The organism is Natrialba sp. PRR66 (genome assembly GCF_034808065.1).
Classification (GTDB): Archaea; Halobacteriota; Halobacteria; order Halobacteriales; family Natrialbaceae; genus Natrialba; species Natrialba aegyptia.
In genome coordinates, this window is sequence record NZ_JAXHGN010000002.1 from 619,808 (window position 1) to 640,595 (window position 20,788).

General features: G+C 63.7%; 21 protein-coding genes. 5 read left to right on the top strand and 16 right to left on the bottom strand.

Annotation, left to right across the window (positions count from 1 at the left end):
* Positions 1–52: 52 nt before the first annotated feature.
* Positions 53–1,531, bottom strand: a complete 1,479-nt coding sequence (locus SM755_RS09195) for a hypothetical protein (RefSeq protein WP_323172387.1) — start codon at positions 1,529–1,531, stop codon at positions 53–55.
* A 140-nt stretch (positions 1,532–1,671) separates the two neighbouring features.
* On the opposite strand from SM755_RS09195, the gene SM755_RS09200 reads away from it, so the two are divergent.
* Positions 1,672–2,250 (top strand): MBL fold metallo-hydrolase, encoded by a 579-nt coding sequence (locus SM755_RS09200; protein ID WP_323172388.1) that lies wholly within the window; start codon positions 1,672–1,674, stop codon positions 2,248–2,250.
* Positions 2,251–2,274: 24 nt separating this feature from the next.
* Here the strand turns inward: SM755_RS09200 and SM755_RS09205 are convergent, their stop codons facing one another.
* The 12 genes from SM755_RS09205 to rpl7ae form a co-directional block, all read right to left on the bottom strand.
* Positions 2,275–3,393: an ABC transporter ATP-binding protein gene (locus SM755_RS09205; RefSeq protein WP_323172389.1), complete on the bottom strand. Its 1,119-nt coding sequence runs from the start codon at positions 3,391–3,393 to the stop codon at positions 2,275–2,277.
* Entirely contained in the window at positions 3,390–5,471 is a 2,082-nt protein-coding gene (locus tag SM755_RS09210) for an iron ABC transporter permease (RefSeq protein ID WP_323172390.1), read from the bottom strand. The genes SM755_RS09205 and SM755_RS09210 overlap by 4 nt, the downstream gene beginning before the upstream one ends.
* Positions 5,472–6,596, bottom strand: a complete 1,125-nt coding sequence (locus SM755_RS09215; RefSeq protein WP_323172391.1) for a thiamine ABC transporter substrate-binding protein — start codon at positions 6,594–6,596, stop codon at positions 5,472–5,474.
* 85 nt (positions 6,597–6,681) lie between these two features.
* Positions 6,682–7,521, bottom strand: coding sequence for an ATPase (locus tag SM755_RS09220; protein ID WP_323172392.1), 840 nt, complete (start codon positions 7,519–7,521; stop codon positions 6,682–6,684).
* Positions 7,522–7,794: a DUF5827 family protein gene (locus SM755_RS09225; RefSeq protein WP_323172393.1), complete on the bottom strand. Its 273-nt coding sequence runs from the start codon at positions 7,792–7,794 to the stop codon at positions 7,522–7,524.
* Positions 7,795–7,958: 164 nt separating this feature from the next.
* Positions 7,959–8,561 (bottom strand): superoxide dismutase, encoded by a 603-nt coding sequence (sod, locus tag SM755_RS09230; protein ID WP_006824740.1) that lies wholly within the window; start codon positions 8,559–8,561, stop codon positions 7,959–7,961.
* Between the two features lie 197 nt (positions 8,562–8,758).
* Positions 8,759–9,139 carry a hypothetical protein gene (locus SM755_RS09235; RefSeq protein ID WP_323172394.1) on the bottom strand — a complete coding sequence of 127 codons (381 nt, stop codon included), beginning with the start codon at positions 9,137–9,139 and terminating at the stop codon, positions 8,759–8,761.
* A 224-nt stretch (positions 9,140–9,363) separates the two neighbouring features.
* Positions 9,364–10,599 carry a transposase gene (locus tag SM755_RS09240; RefSeq protein ID WP_323172395.1) on the bottom strand — a complete coding sequence of 412 codons (1,236 nt, stop codon included), beginning with the start codon at positions 10,597–10,599 and terminating at the stop codon, positions 9,364–9,366.
* A 387-nt stretch (positions 10,600–10,986) separates the two neighbouring features.
* On the bottom strand, positions 10,987–11,451 hold the full coding sequence (ndk, locus tag SM755_RS09245) for a nucleoside-diphosphate kinase (protein WP_006666055.1): 465 nt from the start codon (positions 11,449–11,451) through the stop codon (positions 10,987–10,989).
* On the bottom strand, positions 11,451–11,816 hold the full coding sequence (locus SM755_RS09250) for a 50S ribosomal protein L24e (RefSeq protein WP_006666054.1): 366 nt from the start codon (positions 11,814–11,816) through the stop codon (positions 11,451–11,453). Before SM755_RS09250 ends, ndk begins: the two co-directional genes overlap by 1 nt.
* A 3-nt stretch (positions 11,817–11,819) precedes the next feature.
* Positions 11,820–12,044, bottom strand: coding sequence for a 30S ribosomal protein S28e (locus tag SM755_RS09255; RefSeq protein ID WP_006064297.1), 225 nt, complete (start codon positions 12,042–12,044; stop codon positions 11,820–11,822).
* Between the two features lie 11 nt (positions 12,045–12,055).
* Entirely contained in the window at positions 12,056–12,418 is a 363-nt protein-coding gene (gene rpl7ae, locus SM755_RS09260) for a 50S ribosomal protein L7Ae (protein WP_006108361.1), read from the bottom strand.
* 313 nt (positions 12,419–12,731) lie between these two features.
* Between rpl7ae and tmcA the strand changes: the two genes are divergently transcribed.
* Entirely contained in the window at positions 12,732–15,047 is a 2,316-nt protein-coding gene (gene tmcA, locus SM755_RS09265) for a tRNA(Met) cytidine acetyltransferase TmcA (protein WP_323172396.1), read from the top strand.
* A gap of 4 nt (positions 15,048–15,051) precedes the next feature.
* Here tmcA and SM755_RS09270 read toward each other — a convergent pair whose 3' ends face one another.
* A complete protein-coding gene (locus tag SM755_RS09270) occupies positions 15,052–15,807 on the bottom strand; it encodes an SDR family NAD(P)-dependent oxidoreductase (protein WP_323172397.1) in 756 nt (251 codons plus the stop codon).
* Positions 15,808–15,885: 78 nt separating this feature from the next.
* On the opposite strand from SM755_RS09270, the gene SM755_RS09275 reads away from it, so the two are divergent.
* Both SM755_RS09275 and SM755_RS09280 read left to right on the top strand, forming a co-directional pair.
* On the top strand, positions 15,886–16,371 hold the full coding sequence (locus SM755_RS09275) for a DUF456 domain-containing protein (protein ID WP_323172398.1): 486 nt from the start codon (positions 15,886–15,888) through the stop codon (positions 16,369–16,371).
* A 138-nt stretch (positions 16,372–16,509) separates the two neighbouring features.
* The gene (locus SM755_RS09280) at positions 16,510–17,160 is read left to right on the top strand and encodes a plastocyanin/azurin family copper-binding protein (RefSeq protein WP_323172399.1); all 651 of its coding nucleotides are present in this window, start codon (positions 16,510–16,512) and stop codon (positions 17,158–17,160) included.
* Between the two features lie 158 nt (positions 17,161–17,318).
* Here the strand turns inward: SM755_RS09280 and SM755_RS09285 are convergent, their stop codons facing one another.
* The gene (locus tag SM755_RS09285) at positions 17,319–19,037 is read right to left on the bottom strand and encodes a glutamate--tRNA ligase (protein ID WP_323172400.1); all 1,719 of its coding nucleotides are present in this window, start codon (positions 19,035–19,037) and stop codon (positions 17,319–17,321) included.
* Between the two features lie 156 nt (positions 19,038–19,193).
* Between SM755_RS09285 and SM755_RS09290 the strand changes: the two genes are divergently transcribed.
* Positions 19,194–19,691, top strand: a complete 498-nt coding sequence (locus tag SM755_RS09290) for a TspO/MBR family protein (protein ID WP_323172401.1) — start codon at positions 19,194–19,196, stop codon at positions 19,689–19,691.
* 47 nt (positions 19,692–19,738) lie between these two features.
* Here SM755_RS09290 and SM755_RS09295 read toward each other — a convergent pair whose 3' ends face one another.
* Entirely contained in the window at positions 19,739–20,788 is a 1,050-nt protein-coding gene (locus SM755_RS09295; protein ID WP_323172402.1) for a geranylfarnesyl diphosphate synthase, read from the bottom strand.

Here is a 20,788-nt window from a genome sequence, read left to right on the forward strand (position 1 = left end):
TGTTTAAGCATTCCGTTTCGAATTAGGAATGTCTCACAGTCTCACGCCGGGCTCACTCCTCGAACGGTGACTTCGTCGCCTCCGGTTCGAAGCCATCGAGGCTAATAATGTTCTCTCGCCCGACACGTAGTTTGCTTATCGTTCCGTCGTCTTCCATCTCGGAGAGGAGCATACTCACCTTGGATTTGGACCATCCCGTCTCGTCGACGATGTTGACCTGCTTCATGCGACCACCGTTCTCCTGGATGAGTTTGACGACGCGATCCTCATCGGTGAGCAGTTCCTCCTCCGAGAGCCCCACCGGCGTGGCGTTCGGGTCCGCCTCTGTATCGGGTTCCGTGGCACCCACACCACCCGCTGATTGTCTCTCCGAGTTCTGCTCGCCGGCCGCAGGCGTCTCGGATCGGGTCGCTGTGTTGGCGTGTGACCGTGACCGTGATTGTGATTGTGACCCCGACTGTGAGTCCGCTGTAGACGGTGAGTTGGCGGTGTTATCACGCCCGACAAAGGGGATCACGCCGGCTAGCCCATCATCTTGGGACCGATATCGGACGCTGGCAAGGCCGAGCCCGAAGCCGACGACGAGCGTGAGAACGAGTGCGAGGACGAGAACGACCAGCGGGGAGGCAAACGCGTCCGTGCCGTCCTCGAAAATGCCCTCGAGAAAGCCGGTGTTCGAGGTGCCAGCCCCTCCGGTCCCCTCTTGGTCGAAGACGACACGCGGCTGGCCGGGATAGAACTCTCGTTCCCCGCTCCAGCGAACGGACGTCCCCGTCGACGGCGAGCCGTTGACGACGTACTCGGGTTCGGGCTCGGCCTCCTGGACGGTCAGCCCGTCGTCCGAGCGGATAACGAGCGATTGATCCTCCATGATGTTCATCCCCTGGAAGACGTCACCGACAACGAGCGTGCCGTTATCGGCTGCAGCGAACCCGTGCCAGGTAAACGAGAGTTCAACGACGCCTGTCGGGTTGATCTGGTCCCGGACGAACGCCCGCCGCTCGAAATTCGAGGCGTCCATTTCCCGATCGGTGACGGTGGCGCCCGTTTCGACTAACGAGTTCGATCGGTTGACGAACCGCTGGTAGAACTCGGTTTCCTCGGATTCGAACTCGTCGGCGAACGTTTCGAAGTTTTCGCGGGTAGCGGTCTCGCTTTCGCTTTCATTTCCGGTTTCGTTTCCGGTCCCGTTCTCGGTATCCGAGCTCTCTTCGAGCTGTTGTTCGTAGCGAAACGTCCAGGTTGCGCTGCCGTTTTCGTGGACTGTAACCTCGAACGTCGTGTCGTCGAAGTTCCGGGAGTCAAGTTGATACTGCTGAGATTGGGCGGTTGTCGCTGTCGAACCGGTGATCTGGTTCTGACTCTGGCTCTGATAGTCTAGGCCCCCGAACTGCGGGGTAGCTGTCGTGTCCGAAGCGGTACCGGTTCCGACGGGTCCGGCCGGAAGTCCAGTCATCGCGAGGCCGCCGCTGATACTGATAACCGAGAGAACGATGATAACGACGAATCCGACGGAAACCGGCCGATTCATTCGTCCGTCACTACGTGCCGGAGCTAAAAATGCTTGTGAATACCGGACCGTACAGTACGAGTTCGTATCACCGCGCAAGCAGAACTCGTAGCGGCGGTCTCTGTCGATACGCACAAACCGCTCGGTGGTGTATTCCGCGTATGGTCGTCAATCTCGCACAGGATGTGCAGGCGTTTACGAGCAACGTCTTTCTCGTCACCGGTGATCGAACGGTACTGATCGATGCCGGAGCGAACTTCGATGTCGTGGAGATGGTCCGCTCCCGAGTCGACGGACTCGATGCGGTCGTCCTCACGCACACTCACCCCGACCACGTCGGGAATCTCGATACCGTCACGAGCACCTTCGATGTCGATACCTGGGGGTACGATACGACCATCGACGGTGTGGATCACGCCATCACGGACGAGGGGACCGTCGAACTCGGCGATCACGAGTTCACCGCGCTTCATACGCCCGGCCACAAGGATGACCACCTCTGTTTCTACGCTGCGGACCCGGGCATCCTCTTTGCGGGCGATCTGATATTCCAGAACGGGAGTTTCGGACGGACGGATCTCGAGGAAGGGGATCGCGAAGCGCTGATCGAGAGTATCGACCGCGTGCGCGAGTGGATCGACGGGGACCTCGAAGCGTTACACGCCGGCCACGGGCCGAGCGTGACGACCGATCCGTTCGAACACGTCGAACTCGCGGGGCGGATGGCACGACAGGTGTGAGTGCGGCGGCAGCCGAACTCGTTCTCAGTCGGCCTCGAAAAGGTGCGCATCACCGGGATCGAACCCGACCGTGATGTCGGTGCCGATTTCGGGAACCGCTGGGAGCCGTAAGACGATCGGCATCTTGTTCCACCGTCCGTGGACGCGCACGCTCTCGCCGAGGAACTCGGTCGTCTCTATGGCTACTCGAAAGCGGTTCTGCGAGGCAGTCTGGGATAGTGCGCCCGGCCGAACGCAGAAGCCCAGTCGCGTCGCGTTCGCGGGAACGTCCGCGAGTTCGAACGTGGCAGCCGTCCCGCGCGTTCCGTCGGGAACGGCGACCGATGCTCGCCCTTTCCCTTCGTCTCCGGTTCCGGTGCGGTCGACGACCGCGCCGTCGAAGACGTTGTTATCGCCGACGAACTCGGCGACGAACCGGGTTTCGGGTTCGCGATAGAGACGCTGCGGCCGCCCGACCTGCTCGACGCGGCCGTTTCGCATGACTGCGAGTCGATCCGAAATCGCGAGTGCTTCGGCCTGGTCGTGGGTGACGTAGACCGTCGTAATGTCGAGTTCGGTCTGAATCCGCGCGAGTTGTCGGCGTAGGGTCTCCCGAAGTCTGGCGTCGAGCGCGCTCATGGGTTCGTCGAGCAGGAGCAGGTCGGGTGCGGGCGCGAGTGCCCGAGCGAGCGCGACCCGCTGGCGCTGACCGCCCGAGAGTTGGTCGGGGGAGCGGTCGCCGTACCCCGCGAGATCGACGAGTTCGAGCAGTTCGGTAACGCGTTCGTCGACCGTCGTCCCCGCCGGCGGGGTTCGGAATCGCAGCCCGTAGCCGACGTTCTCGGCGACGGTCATGTGCGGAAAGAGGGCGTAACTCTGGAAGACGACGCCGACGTTTCGCCGCTCCGGCGGCACGCCGGCCATCGACTCCCCGTCGAAGGTGACGCTGCCGGCCGTGGGCTCCTCGAAGCCCGCGATGGTCCGCAGCGTCGTCGTCTTGCCACAGCCCGACGGCCCGACGAGCGTGAAGAACTCGCCGTCGTTCACGGTCAGGTCGACGTCCTGCAGTGCAACGGTCCCCGCCCCCGAACCGGCAGCGGTGTCGGCGCTCCCCCCGCTCCCGCCGTATCGCTTCGAGACGCCGGACAGCCGAAGCGTCGTCACAGTTCGTACCTCCCGCCGACGCGGTCGATGACGACGAAACTCGCCGCCGTCACGGCTAACAGGAGCGTCCCCATCGCGATCGCCGGACCGGAGCGCCGGCCGAGATAGTGTTCGACGGCGACGGGCATGGTGTAACTGCCGTTCCCGGACGCCAAAATCACCGTCGAAGAGAACTCGCCGATCGAGATGGCGAAGGCGAACGCCGCGCCCGCGACGATGCCGCTCGCGACGAGCGGGAGTTCGATATCGAGGAGCGCCCGGAATCGCGATGCGCCGAGTGCGCGTGCGGATTCGACCGTCGCCGAGTTCAGGTTCGCGAGCAACGGCGAGACGTTCCGGGTGACGAACGGGTAGGCCGCGACGGCGTGGGCGACGACGATCGCGATCGGTCCCGTCACCCGGAGTCGCCAGCCGCCGGGCAGCGGGAGGCCGAAGACGAGCCCCTGCAGGAGGCCGATGCCGAACACCACGCCGCTGACGGCGAGGGGAAGCATCGCGAGCGTGTCCACGAGCGTGCCGCTTCGGCCCGCGCGGACGGTCAGCACCGAGATCACGACGCCCATCGGCACCGCGACGACGAGCGTCGCGAGACCGAACAAAATCGAGTTCCGGATCGCGGGCCAGGGCAGCGCCTGGTACTGCTCGCCGCCGAGTTGGCGCTCCAGCAGGAACGCGTAGTTGCGAAGGGTGAACCCGCCGCCGTCGGTCACGCTCCCGACGACCAGACTCGCGATCGGGCCGACGAAGAGGACGAGCGCGAGGAGGCCGTAGCCGGCGATCGCGAGCCGACGCGGCGACAGCGCCGTTTGCAGATCGGGGAATAAGGGCTCGGTCGGCGGTGCGGACGCCGCCTGCGAGAGTCCCGACCGGGCCGACTCGTACCGCAAATACGCGTAGGTAAGCCCGAGCGAGAGCATCGTCTCCAGGACGGCGAGCGTCGCGGCGTCGGCGTAATCGAGGTTCTGAATCCGATCGTAGATCCAGACCTCGACGGTCGCCAGTTGCAACCCGCCGAGTGCGAGCACGATGGGAAACGTCATGAACGTAAAGATGAACGTCAGGAGCGCGCCCGTGAGAACGGCCGGCGCGAGTTGCGGGACGACGATGTCGCGGAACGCGCGGCGCTTGCTCGCCCCGAGACTGCGGGCGGTTTCGACGGCCCGAACGTCGACGGACTCCCAGGCGGCGACGGTAACCCGCGCGACCAGCGGCGCGTTGTAGAACGCGTGTGCCAGGATCACGACCGCGAGCGGACTGGTCTCGATGAACGCGAACGGACCGATTCCCGCCGCGCCGAGCACCGAGTTCAGCGTGCCCGTCCGCCCGAACATCGCGTAGAAGCCGACCGCGACCATGATCCCCGGCAGGACGAACGGCAGAATCGTCAGCGAGCGCAGCGTCCGCCGCCCGTAGAACTCATAGTTCGCAAGGATGTACGCCGCGGGAAGGCCGATCGCGACGCTCGCGACCGTCGAAAGCGCCGCCTGAACGGCCGTGAATCCGAACAGTCCCTGCCGCACGGGCGGGACCGAAAGCGCGAACCAGGGGATCGGGACCGTCCCGTCTACAACTGGAATCGGAACGCTGAACGCGACCGTCAGCGACACCGAAATCGCGCTGACCCAGCCCGCAAGCGACCGCAAGTGCTCCCCGATCGCAAGCGGGTCCGCGAACACGTCGGCCAGCACGCCGACGTAGAACGGGTCCGTGAGAACCCCGGCGATGTGGGCGAGCGTCGGCCGTCCGTTCTCGAGGACGGCGTTCACGAAGACGATCCCCGTCGGCACGTACAGCATCACGACGAGGACCGCCGCCGTACAGAGCGCAGTCAGCGCGAGCGCGTGCCGTTCGAGCCAGGTTCGAACCCGCGAACTGAGCGGGCTTGCGGAGTTTGATGGCCCCTTCGTCGCGGGGTGTTCGTCGGTCGACCGGTCGGCTGAACTCGCTGAATCCGCAGACTCCACGGACTCCACCGACTCTGCTGACTTCGCTGACTTCGCTGACTCCGCTGTCTCCGCCGAGTTCACCGACTCCTGTGACGATCGATCCAACAGTTCCCGAAACCCCACGCGAACCACCTACTGACTCGCGAAGTCGCGCGCCCAGTCGTCGACCCACCCGTCGAGGTTGCCACGAAGCTCCTCGTAGCCGATCGTCACCGCCTCCGGCGGTTCGTGGGCGTACTGATCGAACTCGTCGTCCAGATCGACGTGTTCGTCCGCGACCGCGGGGAACTGGACGTTTCGCTCGGCGATCTCCGCCTGGGCCGCATTCGAGAGCGCGAAGTCGACGAACTCGTAGGCGAGATCGATTTCGTCCGCACTCTCGAAGATCGCCATCCCTTCGGGATTCGCGTACCCCTGGTTGTTCAAGAAGGCGGTCTGGTGTCGACTGAGATCGTTCCCCTCCGCCGAGGCGAACACCTGATCGGTCGAGTACGAGACGATCATCGGGCGCTCCTCGTTCATGTACGCTCCGTAGTAGGACTCGGTCCAGTCGTCGAGCACGCGAACACCGTTGTCCGCGAGGTCCGCCCAGTACTCGAGGTAGCCGTCCTCGCCGAAGGCGTCGATCGTCCACAGCAGAAATGCCTGGCCGGGGTCGGAGGTCTGGGCGTTCTGGGCGATCAGCGCGTCCTCGTAGGCCGGATCGAGGAGATCATCGAACGTCTCGGGTTCGTCGACGACGGTTTCGTCGTAGACGAGACTGATGTAGCCGGTGTCGTACGCGAGGACGCGACCGTGCGGATCGCCCATGTTGAGTCCGTCGCGGATGCGATCCGACCGCTCGATCCGGTCGAGATTGAGTTCGCGAAAGAGGCCGCCGTCGTCTAAGTTGTCGTCGACGGTCACCAGGTCGTCGACGTTCAGACCGAGATACACGTCGGGATCGATCGCCCCACCCTGGGACGCCCGCGAGATGTAGTGGTTGATTCCCTGGTCCGGCAGGAGCGTCCACTCGAGTTCAGCGTCGGGATAGGTCGATTCGAACTCGTCTTTGAGCCACGGTCCTGCGGGGGTTTCGCCGTCGAGCATCGACTCGTAGGTGACGACCTCGAGCGTGCCCTCGAGATCCGGGTCGTCGGGTTCGGGGTCGGTCGTTTCGCCCCCGTTTTCCCCGTCGCCGTCGTCTCTCGTGAGACAGCCCGCGAGTCCGGCCGTGAGTCCCCCACCGAGTGCCGTAACGAACGGTCGGCGTTTCATTACCTGGTTGTTCCACTGCGTGGTTTTAAGCGCATCGTTCGCTTCCTCGACATCAGTAGGCGAGCGAACGCGACGGTACAGTCGCTTAGTCCGCCGTTCCCGCGCGCCGAGCCGCAGCGAGCACCGCGTCGTAGGCCGCCGCGTACGCGTCCTCGATTCGGGCAGGATCGCGCCGGTCGTCGCTCCCGAGCGGCGGGAGTCGCACCCGGTCGATCGGGTCGAGATACTCGAGGACGTCCGGCACCCGCTTTTCGAGCGCGCCGTCTCTCGGACTCGAACTCGCGATTTCGCAGGCGCGACAGTACCGATCGCCCGGGTAGATCCGCGCGCGACCCGGTTCGACGGCCGCAACCGCGGTGACCGCCGCCGGATCGAGCGACTGCAACGGCTGGGCGATATCGCTGTAAGACTCGACGACGGCGACCTCCGCGGCTTCGAGTTCGTCTGCGAGTTCGGCGAACGCCGGGACGTAGCGCCGTTCGGCGAGGTCGTTGAACTCGTCGACGCTCTCGACGGGAATCGCATCCGCAAGCGGCAGCGCCTCGGCGACCGCCGGCGGCACGTCGGCGGTTGCGTTGCGCACGAACGTCGCGTCCTCGCCCCGTCCGAGACGGTCGACGATGAACTCGCGGTCGCGCTGGCCGAGGAGCCCGGTTCCGCCGCCGGGCGTCGGTCGCCAGAGGCGGTGGACTGGATTGAGCCGTTCGGGCGTGCGACCGCGTTCCTCCGCCCTTGCGAGTCGATACGCGTCCTTGCCGTAGAGTCGACTCTCGGCGAGTGCGCGCCGGCAATCGTCGTGGTCGAACCAGAAGTCGTTGCCGGCGCGCGGTTTGTAGCCGCGGGCACCGGTTCGTTCGAGCAGGCCGACCGAGAACGTGGTCTTGCCGGCGTCGACCCGGTCGGTCCCGACGACGAGGAGAATCATCTACTCGTCCGTTTTCAGCCCGTAGTAGCCGGGTTCGTCCTCGCTGCGTGGCTCGGCGACCACGAGTTCGGCTGCGTTGGTCATGATCCACGGGATGGCCCAGTCGAGCAGGATGGCTTCGGTCTCTTGCTCGATCTCCGCGTCGGGTTCGAGTCCCTGGAGCATGCGGGCGATTTCGTAGACGGTGTACATCTGGTCCGCTTCGAGCAGTTCCGCGGGGGTGTAGAAGTCACACGGGGGGAGACTGTCGAACTCGGATTTCGAAACGGGCATGATACTCGGAGATACCGCGCTCGGACGCCTAAATCGTTCGATCTCGGACTACGCTTGCATGGCCTGACCCGGCCGGCTCCAGTTCGCGCCGAAACAGCGGACTACCGCTGGGTCAGGTCGCCGAAAGAAGTCGGAATCGTCGCCGTCGCTGGGCGGTTCAGCGATTATTCGAACTGGTCAAGACACGTCTGATACTCGTCTTCGACCGACTCCCAGTTGATGACGTCGAAGAACGCGTCGATGAAACTGCCACGGTCCGGACCGTAATCGTAGTAGTAGGAGTGTTCCCAGACGTCCAGTGCAAGGATCGGATGGGAACCCCAGAGCGCGTGGAGGTCGTGACGATCGACTTTCAGGTTGCGCAGTTGCTTTGCAACCGGATCGTACACCAGTAGCGCCCAGCCACCGGCAGCGCCCGCGGCGGCTTCGAACTCGCCCTTCCAGGCTTCGTAGGACCCGAAGTCCTCTTCGATGCGGGCAGCGAGGTCTCCCTCGGGCTCGCCACCGCCATTCGGGGACATGTTCTCCCAGAACAGCGTGTGCAGATAATGCCCACAGCCGTTGTGGGTCACGTTCTCCATCGCTGCGGGCGTCGACTCGAAATCACCGTCCTCGCGGTTCTGTTCGAGTTCTTCTTCCGCCGAGTTCAGGCCGTTGACGTAGCCCTGGTGGTGCGTGTCGTGGTGCCAGGTGAGGACCTGCTCGGAAATCGACGGTTCCAGTGCATCGTAATCGTACGGTAGTGGGGGGAGCTCGTGATCAGTCATGGATAACACCTGTGTATGATAGCAGTTCATTCCTGGAACGCGTACCGGAATGAGGGGGTATCATAGCGCACAGTTCTCGTCCGCGTACTGTTGCGTCCGAGTCCAGTTGCGTTGACACCGAGTATCGTGTTAAAACTTTCAGCAGCGTTCAGCGGTTCAGTGCTGGCGCTGGATCTCCCGGGTGAGGCCGTCCGCAACTACGATCGCTGTTCTTTGTGATACGCGTGTTCGAGCCACTCCTCCAACGTGGGTTGGGACCAGTAACGAACCGTCTCAGTACGCTGATCCTGTTCAAGAACACCCGCATCCGCTAACTTTGGGAGGTGGATGTGTTGCAGTTCCGTTCGAACGACCTGTTGGAAGTCGTCGTCGGCTGCCGTCTCCGACGGCGCGAACTGTCGGTCGAACGCACACACGCGATCCGTGAGTTCGTCGATCGTTGCGACGCCGTCGGGCTGCTCGTACAGCGTATACAGCGCGTATCGACGCCGCCGGTTTGACAGCAGATCGAATACGCGATCAAGCGATGGCGTCGCTTCGACTGCTCGTTGTGTCGACTCCCGCTCTGTTTCACGCATCCACAGACCACCTACCGTATATTACCATTCGAAACCACCACGAGCCTATACTGCAGCCGGCACATTAGATGTTACGTCTACCTGTACCATACGTTGGACTAAATTCCTGTGTGAACGTCTCGAGTAGAACCCCTCTTTCCCCGCAGGTGAGCGCTAGACTCGTGACATCCTCGCCCGCCCTAAAGGGCGGGGCTTCCTACAAGGGAATCCTCGCATCGGAGGTTTCAGGACTCGAAGGCCGCAAGCGTCGTCTGTCGGGATTGCCGACTCGGCGTGCGGTGTCCTGTGGCCGTGTCACAACGGCTCCCGTCCTGTGGCGAGTCATCGCGCTCCAGTTCCCAAGGAACGCTCTCTCCCCACGGGTCAACGCGACCGGCGATATTCGCGGCCGCGTTGATATCCGCCTGATACTCCGTGACCCAACACTCCAGGTTCGTGCACTTGAACTCGGCTTGCGACCCCCGACGGCCGATGTGGCCACAGGAGTGGCACGTTTGGCTCGTGTAGCGCGGGTTCACGAACTTGACCGGAATACCCGATTCGAGGGCCTTGTCCTCGATGCGGTCAGTGAGCCGAGCGAACGCCCACGAGTGCAAGCGCCGGTTCATATACTTGCCGTAGTCGAGATTCTCGCGGATGTACGACAAGTCCTCGAGTACGATCACCGGGTCCTCGAAAGACGCGGCGTACTCGACGGCTTCGCGAGATGCTTTCTCGACGATATCCGTGAGCGCGTTCTGGTAGTGGTCAAAGCGTTCATCAATTCGCCACTCGGCGGCGTCACGTTCCTGAAGGCGTTTCAGAGTGGTGTACATCTCCTTACGGAGTGCTCGAGCACGAGCGCCGTCGTAGATGTACGGCTGGATCGGAGCGTCGTTCTGACAGGCACAGCCCGTCAGAAGCTTGGACTCGCCGATATCGAAGCCAATTCGAGTCGGGTCGTCCGGTGTTTCCGGTTCGGCTACCTCGTACTCGACAGTGACGTGCAACACCCAGTTCGTGCGGTTCTGTTGCAGTCGGAACTCACCGACTGTCGCACTCTCGTCGAGCAAGTCGAACCAGAGTGATTCCTGTTCGGGGTTGATCCGAAGGGGGATCCAGAAGGCATTGCCACGCCCGGCCTGTGGAACGCGCCAGCAGAACTCGTACGTTCGCTCGTCGGAGTGGTCGATATTCCACCCTTGGTTCGTGAACCGAACCGGGTGGTCATCCTTGATCTCAGAAGCGTTGTACGTCTTTCGGAGTTTTGGAACGTAGCTCTTAAGGGCGTTTTTCGCGTGTCCTGAGAGATCGTACGGTGTAACGACGTTGTTGACTGCTGTCTGCGTATCCGCGCCACTCTCGAAGGCGTCCGAGAGGGCGCGACGGTAGGTCGCCACGGTACGCTCAAGACGTTGCTCTTTGCCCGTAGTGGGCGGAGCAAGCGTGGCTTCGAGCGTTTTCGTGGCGGTTGCCGTCACAACTACGAGTGCGAGAGCGTAATAGTTAAAGATAACTGAAAGATAACCATGTATGTAGATGCCCAACCTGAATATCGAAGTAGATCAAGATGAGTACGACCGCCTAAGCGAAATCAAGGACGCGCACGGTCTCACCTGGAAAGGGATGTTACTCCAAGGGGCGAGATCGCTGGACACCGAGGGGCCATTGTAGGTCGAGTCGAGACACGAACGAACGCGATTCAACCCCGCGCTAAAGCACGGGTTTTCTCGCTGCCGCAAGATAACTCGGATCCGATGACTACGCTCGCCAGTGTTGACAGTTCCTGATCGACGAAGGACCGCGTTCCCGCGAAAATCAGCCGAGTTCTGAAACTGCGTCTGAACTCGAACGGGTCGGCGTCGTCGTTATTCGTAGAGCCACGTGGCGTCGTGCTGATCGTAGTCGATCAGTTCGGCGTCGTCGAAGTGGATCGAAATCTCACGTTCGTTTGCGCCCTCGTCCTCGTGGTCGGCAGCGTGAACGACGTTGCGGCCGAGGTCGAGTGCGTAGTCGCCACGAATGGTTCCCGGCGCGGCTTCGAGCGGATCGGTCTCGCCGATCATCTGGCGGACCTGTCGGGTTGCATCCTGGCCTTCCCAGACCATCGGGACGACCGGACCGCCGGTGATAAAGTCGACGAGGTCGTCGTAGAACGGTTTGTCTTCGTGTTCGCTGTAGTGTTCTTCCGCCCGGTCGCGAGGCATGTTTTCGACCTTGATACCGACGAGCTTCAGCCCGCGGTCCTCGAGTCGAGAGATGACCTCGCCCACGAGTCCGCGCGCGAAGGCGTCGGGCTTGACCATCACGAAAGTTCGCTCATGGTCGCCCATCAGGCTTCACTCTCCTCGGCTTCGTCAGCTTCGGTCTCGTCGACGGTTTCGTCCCCGGCGGGAACGTCCGCTTCGTCATCTTCGGCGACTTCGGACTCGGTCTCGAGGTCCTCGTCTTCGCTGGCTTCGACGACTTCGTCCTGGTCGGCTTCCTCGCCGGCGGGCGTGTCGGCGTCGGCCGGGCCCTTACCAGCACGACCTTCCTCGGTCCACTCGAGATCGCGCGGTTCGCGACCGAGTTTGTAGTTCTTCTCTGCCTTCGAGTCGACGAAGTGGAGCACGGTGCCGTCGGTCTTGACGTACATGATGCCCGTGCCGGGTTCGATTTCTTCGCCTGTGTAGTCGCAGGTTCGTTTCTCGACCATTGGTTACTGTCCTCCGATGGAGTCTGCCTCGCGGGCGGTCTCGCGAAGTTGGAGCACGTCCCCTTCGCGGACCGGCCCGAGACAGTTACGGGTAATGATGCGTCCCTGGTTCTCGCCCTCCTTGATCCGGCACTTGACCTGCATGGCTTCACCGTGCATGCCGGTCTTGCCGACGATCTCGATGACCTCGGCGGGCGTGGAGCCGCTTTCTTCCTCTTCAGCACTCATCTCTGATCACCTCAGTCGAGGTCCTCGACCTTGTCGGCGATGTCTTCGACGTCGCCTTCGGCCTCGCCCGTGTCGACGATCGCTGCGGCGGCCGAGCCGACCTCGAGACCGGCAGCGTGGCCGACGTCGTCCTGCGTCTCGATGAAGACGACAGGAATACCCTTCTCGTCTGCGAGTTCAGGCAGATGCATGACGATTTCTTCGGGGGAGACGTCCTCGGCGACGTAGACGAGATCGGCGTTGCCGCGCTCGATCGCCTTGGTGGTTTCGTTGGTTCCTTTCTTTACTCGGCCCGTGTCTCGTGCGACCTCGAGCGCCTCAAGGGCGTCATCTGCGAGGTCGGCTGGGATGTCGGTTGTGACGTAGACTGACATTGGTTGTTCACCTCTCCTACGCGTGGGCTCGCGCTCCCCTGCCCTCGAGGATCCGGTTCGAACTCCGGTCCCGGGTTCGATTTTGGGTTTCGGCATCGACTCCGGCTCCGGAAACCAGACCCCAGGCCGGGCAATGCCCGGCGGAGGTCCTGTAAGGCTAGGAGCATCATCAACCCCGCGTAGGGTGTACTACGTCAGTAGCGTTGCCCCCCTTAAAAGCGTGTTCAAAACGCTGGACGGTTGTGACCTCGACGCACAGTCGGCCCGGGCACGAAATCACACAGTATTACGGGTCCGCGTCCTAACCGCGAGTATGAACGTCGGCACCCTCGCGAGTTCACTTTCCCGCGAGGCTCGGGAGACGAACGAGCGGCGGGCGCTCGTCCTCGGCGGCGACCGCGAGCGGGGCTATGCCTGTCTCGAGGCGATCCTCTCGACGCTGCCGGTCGGCATCACTGACACAACGCTCGTCGGCCCCGAGGATCGGCTTCGCTGCGAGCAGATCGAACAGCCACATGCGGGAAGACTCCTCGGAACGACCCGGCAGGTGGTGATCGTCGACGCACATGAAGATCTGCAGCCGAATGCGCTCGGCCAGGTCGTCGGTGCCGTCGACGGCGGCGGTCTGCTGATCCTGCTCACGCCTGCAGCCGAGACGTGGCCCGATCGGCGAAACGGCTTCGACGAGTCGCTGGCTGTTCCGCCTTTCACGATCGACGACGTGACCGGCCGGTTCAGACGCCGACTGGTCGAGACGATCCGGGAGCACCGCGGCATTGCAGTCGTCGAGTTCAGCGACGGGGACACGGGCAGCGCCGAGCCTGCGGCGCTCGCCAAGGACGAACTCGTCGCAAATGGCCTGACGAACCCCGCGCCGATCCTATCGACCCCGGACACTGCGCCCGCCACAGGTATCCCACCCGACGCCGCGTTTCCAGCGGCCGCCTACGAGGCCTGTCTCACCGGTGACCAGGTCGAGGGGCTCGCCGCCTTCGAATCGCTCGCCGAACCCGGCCGAGCCGTCGTCCTCGACGCCGACCGCGGTCGCGGCAAATCGAGCGCCGCGGGACTGGCCGCCGGCTGCTTCGCGCTTGCAGGTGACTCGGTGCTCGTCACCGCACCGTCAGTTGCTAACGCGACCGAACTGTTCGACCGCGCCAACGAACTCGTCGCTGAACTCGACGCCGAGGCGTCCGTCGCTGCGGATTCTCAGGGCGTCCCTCGCGAGACCGAGACGAGTTCAGGCGGGCACGTCCGATTCCGTGACCCGTCCGCCGCGGCGAGCGAGTGCGAGGCGGCGGACGTCGTCATCGTCGACGAAGCCGCCGCGCTTCCGGTATCGACGCTCGAGTCGTTCCTCGCCGCCGACCGCATCGCGTTTGCGACGACGATCCACGGCTACGAGGGGGCGGGGCGGGGCTTTTCCGTGCGGTTTCGCGACCGCCTTGCCGAGAGCGACCACGACGTGACCGAGCGGACGCTTACCGACCCGATCCGTTACGCAGCGGGCGATCCGATCGAGGTATGGGCCTTCCGCGCGCTACTGCTCGACGCTCGGCCGCCCGTGGCTCCGCTCGTCGCCGACGCGACTCCCGATTCTGTCGAGTATCGCCGGCTCGACCCGGACGAGCTGCTCGCAGACGAACGCTTGCTCCGGGAGGCCTTCGGGCTCCTCGTCCTGGCTCACTACCGCACCGAGCCGAACGACCTGGCCAGACTGCTCGATGCGCCGAATCTCGAGGCCCGCGCACTGGTTCACGGCGGCCACGTCGTAAGTGTCGCGCTGCTCGCCCGCGAGGGAGACCTCGACGCCGAGACGCGAGCGATGATGTACGAAGGCGGGCGCATCCGCGGGAACATGCTCCCGGACGTGCTCACGAGCCAACTTCGCGACGAAGCGGCCGGCGAACCGGCCGGCGTGCGCGTCGTTCGTATCGCGACCCATCACGAGGTGCGCGCTCGCGGCCTCGGATCGCGCCTGCTCGAACGCGTGAGCGACGAGTTCGGTTCGACCGTCGACTGGCTCGGCACCGGCTTCGGCGCGACGCCGGGCCTGCTCTCGTTCTGGCGCGAGAACGGCTTTCGAACACTGCACGTCTCGACGACGCGCAACGACGCGAGCGGCGAGTACTCGGCGCTCATGCTCGATCCGACGAGCGACGCAGGCCGTGCACTTTACGACCGCCACGCCGATCGATTCGCCCGCCGATTCCCCGCGCTCTGTACCGACTCGCTCGCGGATTTGGACCCTGACATCGCCCGCGAACTTCTTCGGAGTTCCCCCGCCGAGGCCGCGCCGCCGCTCGAGTTCACCGATCACGAGTGGCGGATCGTCGCCGGGGCGGCCTACGGCCCCGGCCTGTTCGATGTCGACCCCGGTCCCTTCCGTGAACTCGCGGGTCGGTACTTCCTCACGAAGCCGGACGCTGTCGACCTCTCCGCGCGCGAAGAGCGGCTGCTCGTCTTGCGGGTGCTTCAGGGAACGGATTGGTCGACGGTTGCGGATCGGCTCGAGTTCCACTCAGCGGGGCAGTGCATGCGGGCACTCGGTGAGGCGTTCCAGCCGCTGGTGGACGAATACGGATCGGCGGCGGCGCTGGAGGTTCGAGATCGGTTCGCTACCGAGTAACGACTCAGGCGAACAGTCGTCTGAGCACCGATCCGGGGAGGACCTGTAACACCCACGCGACCAGCCGCCAGCGACGCGTCACGTAGGCGTGCTCGCGCTCGTCACGGATCGCATCCGCGATTTGGCTCGCCGCCGTCTCGGGCGAACTCTGCCAGAACGAGCCGTAGGAGAGTTCAGTGTCGACAAATCCGGGTTCGATAGTCGTGATCGTCACGTTCGTGTCGGCACCGGTCTGTCGACTTCGTAACCCCTCGAGATAGCGCGAGACGTACGCTTTCGAGGCGTTATAGGCCTGTGTCCCACCGGTACCGAAGTGAGCGGCGACGGAGGAAATCCCGACGAGATGGCCGTCCGGGTCACCCGGAGCGGGCGACCGGCGCTCGAAATGGTCCATTGCGGCCGTCGCGAGCGCGGTGAACCCGCGTACGTTGACATCGATCGTCCGGCGTTCGGTTTCCCAGTCGAGGTCGTAATTCGCATCGCCAACCCCGGCACTGATGACGACGAGATCGACCGAGTTCATCGCGTCGGCAAGCGACCGAAACCGGTCGCGGGCGGTGTCCGTCTCTGTGACATCCATCGTTGCGACGTACGCTTTCGTCGGGAGCGACGCGCCGAGGTCTTTGAGGCGGTCCGTTCGTCGTGCGGCCAGCCCGATTTCGTAGCCGTCGGCGGCGAGTTCACGCGCGAGGGCGGCTCCAATACCGGAGGAGGCACCGATGATGATCGCACCGCGCGGATCGGCCGTCTGTGCTGTCATGTCACGAGATGGTCACGCGGCAACCGTAACAGTACTGATGGCGGTACGGCTTTGCCGTTCGCTGCCGTTGGGTGTCGTATGGTAGATGCGGGACTCGTGCTTGCGGTCGCGGTGCTCCTCGGCGGTGTCCTTGGAACGGTGGTGCCGCTCGTCCCGGGAGGGGCGCTCTCACTGGCGGGCGTGTATCTCTACTGGTGGCTCTCCGGATTCACAGCGCCGGGACCGATTGCGCTTGCCGTCCTCACGATCCTTGGACTGGTGACGCTGTTTGTTGAACTCTTTGCGGGGTCGATCGCGGCACGAGCGGGCGGTGCCTCCTGGGTGACGACCGGGATCGCTGCTGTGGTCGGGATCGTGTTGATGGTTGTGACTGGTCCGCTCGGCTTACTGTTCGGGTTATTCGGTACTGTCTTCGTTGTGGAGTATTTGCGAGTCGGGGATCTAGACCGGAGCACGCAATCAGCGATCTACGCGACAGCCGGTATTCTGGCCTCGACGGCGATCCAGGTGTTGTTGACGGTGTCGATTCTCTGTGGCTTTCTCATCGCGGTTGTCGTTCTGTGAGTGACAGACGGTCGTTTCTGAGACTCTTCGGGACGTGATTGAACGTCCAAAAATACAACCATATATGGTCTAAAAAACTGAGATAGTCATCAGTGTGCCGGATTTGATTTAACACTTGTGGGTGTTGTAGGGCGAGACATGGTAGAAAACGATTCCACGACGCGGCGGACGGTCCTCAAGATATCCGGTGCCGTCGGTGCGGCCGGTCTTCTCGCGGGTTGTGCGGATAACGGCGGCGGTGGAAACGGTGGCGGCAACGGCGGCGGAAACGGCGGCGGCAATGGTGGCGGAAACGGCGGCACAGATGTCAGCGAGTGGGAGGGAGTCAGCGAAATCGAACTCACCGGTGTGACAAGCGGGTGGGAAGGGAATTCGCCGAGCCCGATCGAGGGGGAGACCAACCCCTCGCTGGTCCTCTTCGAAGGCGAGTCCTACGAGATTACCTGGGAGAACGGCGATGGGGCCAATCACAATCTCGAAATCGTCGACGAGAACGACGAGGTCGTCAACGACCTCTCCACCGAGCAGATGAACGAGGAAGGCGAAACCCAGACGCTCGAAATCGAGGAAGTCACGAGCGAGATGGCCGAATACGTCTGTCGTCCACACGAGAACCAGATGCGCGGAACGATCGACTTACAGCAGGGTTCGGGCGGCAACGGCGGTGGAAACGGTAACGAGACCGGCAACGGTAACGAAACCGAGAACGGCAACGAAAGTATGGAGAACGGTAACGAGAGCGAAAACGGCAACGAAAGCATGGGGAACGGCAACGAGAGCGACGAATAACGCTCCCGTCGCCCCGCACCCGTACTCGAACACGAACACGACGAGCGATCGTCCCAACCGAAGCGATACTATTTTCGTCGATAGCTGCGCTCGACCGGCGTTCCGATCCACCAGCGCCCCGGCGCAGTCTCGATGAGAATCGTGACCAGCCGGTCACATCAGTCGTGCGTGTAGTACGCGACCGTTTCGTCGCCATCGTGGTGATCGATTCGGGCGAACCCAACCCGTTCGAACTGCACCATCTCGTCCGATTCGAGTTCAGCAACGCCGGGTTCCGCTCGCCCGGACACGTCACCCGTACTCGTTCGCAGTCGAACCGGGACGCTCTCGGCCGCCGGGACCCAGTGGACGACATCGACACCCTCCTCGCGGACCACGTCGATATCCGCGCCGGTGAACTCGAGTCCGTCCGCGGTGGCCTCGACGCAGCCGAGTCCCTTGAGCCAGACGCGCGTTCCGTCGTCGGGGATGTCAGCCGGTTCGAGCAGGACGGCGTCGCCGACGGGGATTTCTCGGACGCCGCGCTCTTCGTGGTCCGGATGGAGCGGCGGAGTGGCTTCTGCGGGCGGCTCGCCGCCGAGTGCGAGTTCAGTGCCGTCGCGGACGAGGAACCGACGGTCGGTTTCGTCGTCGATGAGGTCGCGGTTGGTCGCGTAGATGGCGCTCATCGCGAGGTCGACGTCGCTCGTCGAGGTGCCGAGTTCGACCATCGCGTCGACGATGGCCTCGCCGCGAATGCCCCGGCGGCGGAGGCTTTTGAGCGTCGGCGCACGCGGGTCGTCCCAGCCGTCGAGTTCGCCCTCGTCGATCAGTTCGGAAATCGTCGAGGTGCTCATCTTCACGTCGTAGGCGTCGACCTGAACGTGGCCCCAGTGGATGACTTCGGGGTACTCCCAGTCGAAGTAGTCGTAGACGAACTGCTGGCGTTTCGCGGAGTCCTGCAGGTCGATCCCGCGGATGATGTGAGAGATTCCGAGCAGGTGATCGTCGATTCCGGACTGGAAGTCGAGCATGGGCCAGCACCGGTACTCGCTTGCCTCCTCGCGGGGGTGTGGCGTGTCGATCATCCGGAACGCGACCCAGTCGCGAAGGGCGGGGTTCTTGTGCTCGATATCGGTTTTGACCCGGAGCACCATCTCGCCGCTCTCGTACTTGCCGGCGACCATGTCCTCGAACTCCTCGTGGACGGTGTCGGCGTCCTTGTCGCGGTGCGGACAGGCCTCACCCGCGTTCTTCAGCTCGGAGAAGGCCTCTCCCGAACAGGAGCAGGTGTAGGCCCCGCCCATGTCGATCAGGTCGCGAGCGTGCTGGTAGTATGTCTCGAGTCGATCGCTGGCTCGATACACGTCGTCGGGTTCGAACCCGAGGTAGTCGAGATCGTCGAGAATCGCGTCGTAGGCGTCGAGATCCGGTCGCTTCGTCTCGGGGTCCGTGTCGTCGAACCGGACGCAGAACCAGCCGTCGTAGCGATCGCGGTACGTGCCGATGACTGCCGGCATTCGCGCGTGGCCGACGTGCCAGGGCCCGTTCGGATTCGGCGCACACCGCATGCGGACCTCGTCAACGTCGTCCACGTTGGGAAGGGACGGCAGATCGTGTTCGTCCTCCTCGTCTTCCGCCTCGAGTTCGGCGAGTTCATCCGGCGCGAGTTCTTCGAGGCGCTCGCGTTTGTCGTCGTACGAGAGATCGTTGACCCGGCCGATGACGCCGCCGATGACGCCGGGGATGTCGTCTGCGTGCGCTCTGAACTCGGGGTTGTCGCCCATGAGTGGCCCCATCACGGCACCGACGTTGGCGTCGCTTTCGTGTTTGACGGCGTTTAACAGCGCGTGTTTCTCGGCTTCGCGCTCGACGCGCTCGCGGAGATCGTCGTTCATTACTCGGGGGTATTGGTGCCCGGACCAAAACCCTCGCGGTGTCGGTCCGTCGGACCGGCCGTCGGTCCCGCGGATCGTCGATCCGCCGACTGGCGGCCGCTCGATCGCCAGGGGAACTGCTACCTGCCCCCGTGACGAATGAGTGGTGTGAACATGATGTCTCGCTCCAGAGCGTCGTCGATACGGGACGGTCTCGTCGCGCTCGGACTCGTGCTGGGGGTGAACGCGCTCGGCGCGTCACCGGCGGTGTTCGTCGATTCCGACACGGGCTGGATCGATCGGCCGTGGTTCTATCCGCCGGAGATCGCCTTTCCGATCGTCTGGACGCTCCTGTTCACGCTGATGGGACTAGCCCTGTTTCTCGTGTGGCGCCGCACCCGCGAACTCGGGTCCGGCCGCCGTCGGGACCTCGGCCTCGCGCTCGGGGCCTTCGCCGTCCAATTCGCGTTGAATCTCGCTTGGACGCCGGTGTTCTTCGGGCTCCGGCGACCCGACATCGGCCTCGTCGTCATCGGCGCTCTCTGGATCGCGGTGGTCGGCACGATCGTCGCGTTCGCTCGCCTCGATCGGCTGGCGGCCGGGCTACTCGTGCCGTACCTCGGCTGGGTCTCGTTCGCGTTCACCCTCAACTACGCGATCTACGCCGCCGGCTGATCGTCGCGTACCGACGGTTCGAAAAGCCGCGGATCCGATCGGGTGGCTCAGTAGCCGCGTTCGATCAGGTAATCCGCGAGCTGACAGAGTAACTCGCGGGCCTCGTTGTCCGGCAGGACCTCGAGTCGCCGTTTCCCCTGATCGACGAGGTCGCGTGCCGTGGTGTTAGCGTAGTCGATCGAGCCGGCGGCCTCGAGTTCGGCGACGGCGTCGTCGATTTCGGCTTCGGTGACGGCGTCGACGTCCTCGGTGTCGACGAGGTCCTCGATAGCGACGCCCTGATCGAGGGCGTGGACGGTGATGAGCGTCTGTTTCTCTTCGACGAGGTCGCTACCGCGCTGTTTGCCGAGTTTGTCGCTCGGGACGGTGAGATCGAGCACGTCGTCCTGGATCTGGAAGGCGCGGCCGATGTCGAGCCCGTAGCCGTAGAGGGAATCGATCGTCTCCTGGTCTGCACCCTGGAGGATGGCCGGGAGACACGCGGAAGCAGCGTAGAGGACGGCGGTCTTCTGTTCGACCATCTCGAGGTACTCCTCGGGGGCGATGGCTTCGCGCTCTTCGAAGGTTACGTCGAGCGCCTGGCCTTCGCAGATCTTCGTACAGGTCGTCGCGAGCACGTCGAGTGCGTCGACCATTCGGGACGGGTCCGCGCCCGTTTCGAGCATGATCTCGAAGGCCTTCGAATAGAGCGTGTCGCCGGCCAGAATCGCCGTCTCGAGGTCGTACTCACGGTGGACGGCGGGGACGCCCCGTCGGAGGTCGTCGTCGTCCATGATGTCGTCGTGGATCAGCGTAAACGACTGGATGACCTCGACGCTGACGGCGGCGTCCATGAGATCGATCGGCTCGCCGGACAGTGTCGGGAACGCCCGATAATCGGTCATCAACGGCTCGACATCCGCGAGCGCTTCGGCCGTTGCGAGCAAGACGGTCGGTCGCAACCGCTTCCCACCCGCGTCGAGGAGGTATCGCGAGGCCTCGTAGAGCCGTTCTGGCCGCTGGATCGGTAACTCTTCGGGAATCGCGTCGTTGACCAGTTCGCGGCGCTCTCGAACCGCTTCGAGTACCGCCTCCTCACGTGCCTTGGGGGTTGTCAT

Excerpts from the sequence above, each read along its gene's own strand:
- SM755_RS09280 (WP_323172399.1), top strand. The coding sequence starts at position 16,510 with ATGGTAGAAAACGATTCCACGACGCGGCGGACGGTCCTCAAGATATCC.
- rpl7ae (WP_006108361.1), bottom strand. The coding sequence starts at position 12,418 with ATGTCAGTCTACGTCACAACCGACATCCCAGCCGACCTCGCAGATGAC.
- SM755_RS09255 (WP_006064297.1), bottom strand. The coding sequence starts at position 12,044 with ATGAGTGCTGAAGAGGAAGAAAGCGGCTCCACGCCCGCCGAGGTCATC.
- SM755_RS09295 (WP_323172402.1), bottom strand. The coding sequence starts at position 20,788 with ATGACAACCCCCAAGGCACGTGAGGAGGCGGTACTCGAAGCGGTTCGA.
- SM755_RS09285 (WP_323172400.1), bottom strand. The coding sequence starts at position 19,037 with ATGAACGACGATCTCCGCGAGCGCGTCGAGCGCGAAGCCGAGAAACAC.
- SM755_RS09225 (WP_323172393.1), bottom strand. The coding sequence starts at position 7,794 with ATGCCCGTTTCGAAATCCGAGTTCGACAGTCTCCCCCCGTGTGACTTC.
- SM755_RS09275 (WP_323172398.1), top strand. The coding sequence starts at position 15,886 with ATGGTAGATGCGGGACTCGTGCTTGCGGTCGCGGTGCTCCTCGGCGGT.
- SM755_RS09215 (WP_323172391.1), bottom strand. The coding sequence starts at position 6,596 with ATGAAACGCCGACCGTTCGTTACGGCACTCGGTGGGGGACTCACGGCC.
- SM755_RS09250 (WP_006666054.1), bottom strand. The coding sequence starts at position 11,816 with ATGGTCGAGAAACGAACCTGCGACTACACAGGCGAAGAAATCGAACCC.
- SM755_RS09195 (WP_323172387.1), bottom strand. The coding sequence starts at position 1,531 with ATGAATCGGCCGGTTTCCGTCGGATTCGTCGTTATCATCGTTCTCTCG.
- ndk (WP_006666055.1), bottom strand. The coding sequence starts at position 11,451 with ATGGGCGACCATGAGCGAACTTTCGTGATGGTCAAGCCCGACGCCTTC.
- SM755_RS09290 (WP_323172401.1), top strand. The coding sequence starts at position 19,194 with ATGTCTCGCTCCAGAGCGTCGTCGATACGGGACGGTCTCGTCGCGCTC.
- sod (WP_006824740.1), bottom strand. The coding sequence starts at position 8,561 with ATGACTGATCACGAGCTCCCCCCACTACCGTACGATTACGATGCACTG.
- SM755_RS09220 (WP_323172392.1), bottom strand. The coding sequence starts at position 7,521 with ATGATTCTCCTCGTCGTCGGGACCGACCGGGTCGACGCCGGCAAGACC.
- SM755_RS09270 (WP_323172397.1), bottom strand. The coding sequence starts at position 15,807 with ATGACAGCACAGACGGCCGATCCGCGCGGTGCGATCATCATCGGTGCC.
- SM755_RS09200 (WP_323172388.1), top strand. The coding sequence starts at position 1,672 with ATGGTCGTCAATCTCGCACAGGATGTGCAGGCGTTTACGAGCAACGTC.
- SM755_RS09235 (WP_323172394.1), bottom strand. The coding sequence starts at position 9,139 with ATGCGTGAAACAGAGCGGGAGTCGACACAACGAGCAGTCGAAGCGACG.
- tmcA (WP_323172396.1), top strand. The coding sequence starts at position 12,732 with ATGAACGTCGGCACCCTCGCGAGTTCACTTTCCCGCGAGGCTCGGGAG.